This window comes from Methanobrevibacter sp. 87.7 (assembly GCF_002208625.1).
GTDB lineage: Archaea > Methanobacteriota > Methanobacteria > Methanobacteriales > Methanobacteriaceae > Methanarmilla.
This window is the reverse complement of sequence record NZ_MRCT01000104.1, coordinates 1-6,745: the sequence shown is the minus strand read 5'-3', so window position 1 is coordinate 6,745 and position 6,745 is coordinate 1. Positions and strand designations below refer to the sequence as shown.

At 21.8% G+C, this 6,745-nt stretch carries 5 protein-coding genes; 3 read left to right on the top strand and 2 right to left on the bottom strand.

What is annotated here, in order from left to right; all coding sequences use genetic code 11:
• The coding region (locus tag BGI41_RS05890) for a restriction endonuclease subunit S (protein WP_088539453.1) at positions 1-1,122 on the bottom strand (1,122 nt) is incomplete at its 3' end.
• 359 nt (positions 1,123-1,481) lie between these two features.
• Complete coding sequence (locus tag BGI41_RS05885; protein WP_088539451.1) at positions 1,482-1,901, bottom strand: nuclease; 420 nt, start codon at positions 1,899-1,901, stop codon at positions 1,482-1,484.
• Between the two features lie 575 nt (positions 1,902-2,476).
• Here BGI41_RS05885 and BGI41_RS05880 point away from each other — a divergent pair.
• The 3 genes from BGI41_RS05880 (at position 2,477) to BGI41_RS05870 (ending at position 6,739) form a co-directional block, all read left to right on the top strand.
• Positions 2,477-3,769 carry a Mur ligase family protein gene (locus tag BGI41_RS05880; protein WP_088539449.1) on the top strand — a complete coding sequence of 431 codons (1,293 nt, stop codon included), beginning with the start codon at positions 2,477-2,479 and terminating at the stop codon, positions 3,767-3,769.
• 553 nt (positions 3,770-4,322) lie between these two features.
• Entirely contained in the window at positions 4,323-5,903 is a 1,581-nt protein-coding gene (locus BGI41_RS05875; RefSeq protein ID WP_233126333.1) for a Mur ligase family protein, read from the top strand.
• Positions 5,904-6,049: 146 nt separating this feature from the next.
• A complete protein-coding gene (locus BGI41_RS05870) occupies positions 6,050-6,739 on the top strand; it encodes an NTP transferase domain-containing protein (RefSeq protein ID WP_088539447.1) in 690 nt (229 codons plus the stop codon).
• Positions 6,740-6,745: the final 6 nt, after the last annotated feature.

The following is a 6,745-nucleotide window of genomic DNA, read 5'->3' as shown; positions in this document are numbered from 1 at the left end:
CAAAAATTCTATTATTTTCTTTTGTTCTGCAATTTCTGGAATTTTAACTTTTAATTTTAATAATTGTTTTTCTGAAAATTCTTTTTGACCAGTTCCACCAACATATTTTTCACAGTAAGTATAATAATTTTTTCTACTTAAATTATAATATAAAAATTTTAATAATATTTTTTCTTTTTTAACACAAAATGAAGAAATAGCATTTGAACATATTCCACCATTTAATTCTTGAGGAATTAAACCAAGTCCTCCATTATGAAAATTTTGTCTACCAATTAATAATTCATTTGAATATCTTTTATAATAAGGTCTACCTTTTTTTGATAGTTTAGGTTTAATATTTTCATTAACACAAATACCTTTTGCATGTAATTTAACAGTTAATAATTTTTCATTTGAAGTTAACCTTTTAATTTTTTCTTTTTTAGGTATAAAAGTAATATCTCCAAGTTTATATTCTACCCATTCCTCCGTAAATTCTGGAAATCTTATTTTAGGTTTTAAATTAAGTTTATTACAAAACATATTTTTCATAAAATACTTCTTTATATCTAAGTATAACGTATGTTTCTTTTCCATTAACTCAATTTTCTTATCAATTTGATAAATGAATTTTCCAATTTTTTTCTGCTCTTCAAATGAAGGAATATTAATATTGATTTTTGAAATATCCTTTTTTCCAATTCCTAAAACTGAAACACCATTTGCATATACTTTTATTTGTTTTTTAACATTTTCAGTTTGGAATAAATATCCTTTAAACATTGGAGCAAAAGTATCCTTTTCTTTAGATCTTAAAATTATTGTATGTAATCCTGAAACAATTTTTTCATTTTGAATATTAAATATTTCAATAGATTTACCAATATCTTCATAATCCTCCGATGCATCAGCAACAATTAAATCTCCATCTTTACAAAAATCTTTTTTTATTTTATTTTCTGGAACATCCTTATTAATATAAGGTATTTCTTCATTTTGACAATTTAATATGGTTTTGAATATTTTATGAATATCTCCATAATGTATATTCTTTATATTTCCATCATCATAATTTAATTGTGATCTAGATAATGAATTTGTTTTTAAAAACTTAAATAAACTTTTAATTTTATAATTCATCCATTCATCTGTAAACTCTGGAAATCTTATTTTTGGACTATTAATTCTCTTTTTATAAAAATACAAAATTTATTTAAAATTTTTGAGAAAGGAATATAAACATAATTTTGTATGGTATGTGTTGGTCAAAAATTGTATGATGATTAATTATTAGATTTTGTAAAATAATTAAATCTTTTATAAAATAAATAGATTATGAAGTTAATATTAATATTAAGATATAATTTTTTTTAATTTTATTTCCTAATATTTAATTGTTTTAAAAATAGTTGTTTTTAAATATATTTTATTAAATTTATAAAATAATTAATTAATATTAAAATTTAATTTTTAATATTATATTAATTTTAAAATGTTTTTTATTCTATTCCACATGCACTTTCATAGTCACCATTAATTGCACCTTTAATTGCTTCTACAATACAATTGGAATTCCATCCAACAAGTGTTGTTGCAACAGCTTCAAGATTTTCAGGAACTTCTTCCATACCATATGGTCTTACAAGTACTATTGGAATATTAAATTGTTTTGCAGCTGTTATGATATCATCAATTTCTTCTTTATTACTATTATATGTTCCAGAAAGTATTATAATTGCATCTATTTTATTAAAGAAACTTTCAGGTAAATGTGAATATGATGCTGCTACAGATTCTTTCCATAGAAAATCTCCTTTTTTGTATAATTTATCAACAAATGTGTTATAATCTTCTTCATGATTTTTTCCACGTGTAATTAGAAGATTATATATTTTATCGTCTTGTTCTTCTTCAAACATTATTTTTCACCTCAGTTTTGAAGATTTTTTAATATTTTTAATAATTGCTATAATTTTATTAGTTTACAATATATATTTTTTATCTTTAATATTTCTATAAATCTTTAATATTAAAAAATTATACTTTGTTATTTTTTTTGTTAGTATACTGTCATGTTTTTGTATTTTGTTATTTTTTTTGTTAGTATACTGTCATGTTTTTGTATTTTGTTGTTTTTTTGTTAGTATACTGTCATGAATTTAGGAGAGGATATTATTAATTTAAATATAATTAAATTTTTAAAGGATTTTAAATATGTTTAATTATTAACTTTTAAAGTTTATTTTAATATTTAATTATTAAAAATTTTATATTATCATTTAAAGCTTTCTTAAAATTTAGTATAATAATTTATACTATAAAAGAATTTATTAAATAATTAAAATAAATATAAAAAATTCATATATAAAAATTTATAAAGAATTTTGTATAAATCTATTAATAATAGGTCTTATTTGATTATTTTATAAGACTTAAAAAATACATTATTTAGTTAATTAGATATTTTTTAAAAATTATAGAAGGGATTAAAAACATGAGAGCAGCTGTTATTGGACTTGGTGTTGAAGGTAAAAAAGCTTCAAAATCATTACTTGACCATGGATGGTCTGTTTATGCATCAGATTTACAGAAAGATATTAATTTAAAAGATTTAAACATGCCTATTACAGATATTAATGTTACACCAGATAATACTGAACAGATATCTATTGTTGCAGATAATATTACAATAGATTTAGGTGCTAATGATATTAATAAGATTAAATCAAGTGATGCTATTGTTTTAAGTCCTAGTATGTGGAATAATAAATTTGCTAATGAATTTAAATTATCTGGTAAATTACTTCAAGATGTTTTAAATAAACATAGAAAAATATTTACAATTGGTGTTACTGGAACTAATGGTAAAACAACCTCTGTATATATTATTAAAGCTATACTTGAAGCTTATGGTAAAAAAGTTTTAGTTGGTGGAAATGCAGGTGGTGGTTTTAATGGATACTATGATATTATTCTTGAAGCAGAGAAAAATGATTATGATATAATACTTATTGAAGTATGTGATATGACTTTAAATTTCTGTGATTATTGTTTTAACTTTGATATGCTTGCTTTAACTAATATGGGTAATGATCATATGGATGTTCATGGAAGTATGGAGAATTATAAAAATTCATTAGTTAAAATATTTAAAAATAAAAAAGTTATTGTATCAGAAAATCAAGAATATATTGATGAGTTTAATAAATCTGCTAATAAATTAATTCCATATAAACCATATAAAGATGATTTAAAACTTGTTGGTAAATTTAATAAACTTAATGCTGGTCTTGCTACTGCAGTTGCTGAACAAGTTGGTGTTCCTAAAGAAATTATTAAAAATACTTTGAAAAATTTTGAAGCAGTAGAAGGTAGACTTAAAATCATTAGATTATATAATTCTGATATTTATATTGGTAAAACTGATAATTCTGATGCTGTTAAAACTATATTTGATGAAGTTTATTTCCCTGTTGCATTTTTAGGAACTCCAAGACCTAATGAAGAACATAGGTTAGATATTATTGATGAGGTAGTTAAACATAATCCTGAAGCTATTATTGTATTTCCAGGTTTAGCTAATACTATTGATATGGCTTTAGATAGATTAAGTAAACTTCATTATACTGGAAAAGTTGATGTTGCACATAATCTTGATGAATTAATTGGATTTGTTGCAGAATATGCTCATGATAAACCAATATTTATTGGTGGTAATGGTCAAGCAATAATCATTAGTATTCAAGAAAGATTAGAAGAATTATGTAAAGTTTGTAATTTGAATTAAGTATTTATTTCAAATATTTAAGTTTTAAATAAATTTAATTATTAATAATTAAATTTTTATTTATTATTTGAGTATTTTTTTAAACTTATTTAAGTATTTATTAAATTGATTAATTATATCAATTAATTTAAAGATTTTTTAATCATATTTAAATTAAATGGGTAAATATTAAATACTTATTAATCTAAAATGTTTATTCAATATATTAAAATTTTAAACTTAGATTATGATTTTTTAATTTAAATCTATTTTAGAATTTTTAATAATTTAAATTCATAAATTTTATATGGAATATTATTTGGTTTTCATATAATGTTTTTAATATTTTAGTTTATATGGAATATTATTTGGTTTTCATATAATGTTTTTAATATTTTAGTTTATATTGAATATTAGTTAATTATTATAAAGAAAATAATGAAGTAAATAGAATATGAAGATTATATAATAAAAGGAATATTAGTTAATTATCATAATGATAATTGAATTTTAAATATCTATTAAATAAATTTTTAATAGAATATAATTTTTTAAATAATAAGGTTGTAATTTAATGGACAAAGAAGAATTTATGAACAGTCTCTCTGAAGGAATGGTTGTTTTAGGTGGTTGTGGAACTGTTGGTAGTTTAATTGCACGTATATTAGCTTGTCATAATATAGATGTTACTATAATTGATTCAGCTCCAGATAGCTATTTAACTCCAATTTTTAAGAAAGAAGGAATAAACTTAAAATTAGGTGAAGAATTAGATAATGATTCATTTAAAGGTAAATCTGCTATATTTGTAGCTCCTAGTCTACTTAAAAATGATTACTTTACAACAAAACTTAATAATTTTAATAAAAAGAATTTACCTGTATATTCAATTGAGGAAATAATTAAATTTTTCTTACCTAATAAACCTGTTATTGGTGTTACTGGAACTAATGGTAAAACTACTACTACTCATACAATTAAACATATATTTAAAATTAATAATTATAAAGTTCCTGAACATGGTTTACGTATACAAGGAAATAGTGAATTTATACCTGCATTACAAGCACGTTTAGATGGTGATTTAGCAGTGCTTGAAATAGGTACTTTTGGTAGAAAAGGTGAAATTAAACGTTCAGCTACAAATTCACATGTAAATATGGGAGTAATTACTAATATTACTCGTGATCATTTAAATAATGGTACATTTGAAGATTATATTAATTGTAAAAAAGAAATGGTTGAGGTAGCAGATACTTTAATTTTAGATGGTGATGATCCATTACTTGCTTCTATTGGAAGTAAACATCCTGAAAAAGAAATACACTATTTTGGTATAAAAGATGGAGATAATGATTTATTTAAATCTAAATATAATAATAGACACTGTCCTTCTTGTGGTAAATTATTAAATTATAATATAAGTTATTTAAGAAATCTTGGAGAATATGAATGTGAATGTGGATTTAAAAATCCTAAATTAGATGTTTATGCAACTAATATTCGTATTATAAAAGAAGGAAATACTACTAAAACTAAATATACTATACATTTTGTTGATGAAACAAGAGATATTACACTTAAAAATAGTGGTGTACATAATGTTTATAATTCTCTTGGTTCAGCATGTGCTGCATGGGTACAAGGTTTAGATATTAATAGTATTGTAAGAGGACTTGAAACATTTAATGGTGTACCTGGTAGATTAGAGTACATTCATAATAATCCTACAATGATTATGGATTATGCTCATAATCCTGCTGGTGTTGAAACTACTTTAAACACTGTTTTAAAACTTAAAACAGAACATAATAGAATTATTGTACTTAATACAATATCTTCTGAAAGTGGTAAAGAAGGAGATATTGATATTGCAAAATTATTATCTAAAGCAGATATTGTTATTCCTGTTTCAACATCTTCAACTAAAGTAGTTGATTATATTGATACTCATGTTGTTCCAATAAGATCTAATATTAAATTTAATAAAACTGGAACTACTGGATCTTCACCAGAACAAGTTACTGAAGGTATTCGTCTTGCTCTTAAAATTGCTGAAGATAATGATATTATCTTATCAATTGGTGAAGCTGGAGTAAAATATTCTAAATCTTCTTTAAATAAAATTTTATTTGAAAATGTTAAAAAACAGTAATTAAATTTATTAAATAAATAATTTTATATCTTAATTTAAGGTATATTTATCGTTTATTTTTTTTAATTTTTTTAAATTAGATTTAGAGTATATTTAGATATTTAATATATTTTTTTTATTTAGATTGGAATATATTAGGTGATTAAATGGTTGGTGCTGTAATTACTGCTGCAGGATTAAATTCTAGAATGAGAAGTGATTTAAAAGAATTAAATTTACCTATTAAAAATAAATTAACTCTTCCACTTGTTAATAATAAAAAAACAATTCTAGAATGTACAATTTATAATGTATTAAATGCAGGTGTTAATAATATTATTCTAGTACTTGGTCATTACATAGAAGAAATTATTGATTCTCTTAATGATTATTATTTATCTAAAGTAAAAATAGTTGAAAATAAACCACATGATGTAGGTCTATCTAAATCATTATACAATGGTTTAACAAATATTGATGAAGATTATGTATTATGTGTATCTGGAGATCAACCAACTGTCTCAGATATTACCTATAAAAATATTTTAAATATATTATTTAATAGTCCAAATATTGATAATACTATTTCATTTTTAAGACGTCGTGAATATGGAAAATTAGATACTGCATTAGGTTTAGGTATGCCATTTGCATTAAATAAAAATATTATATTACCTTATATTTCTTCTGTTGATGATAATTTAAATCCAATACTTCGTAAAATCTTTGACTCTGGAGTTGATTTTTATGGAGTTAAAGAAGAATTTGATTTAGAGCTTATAAATATAAACCATTATAAAGATTTTAAATTTGTATCTGAAAATATAGATTTAAATAATTATAATTTTAGACTTTAAATTATC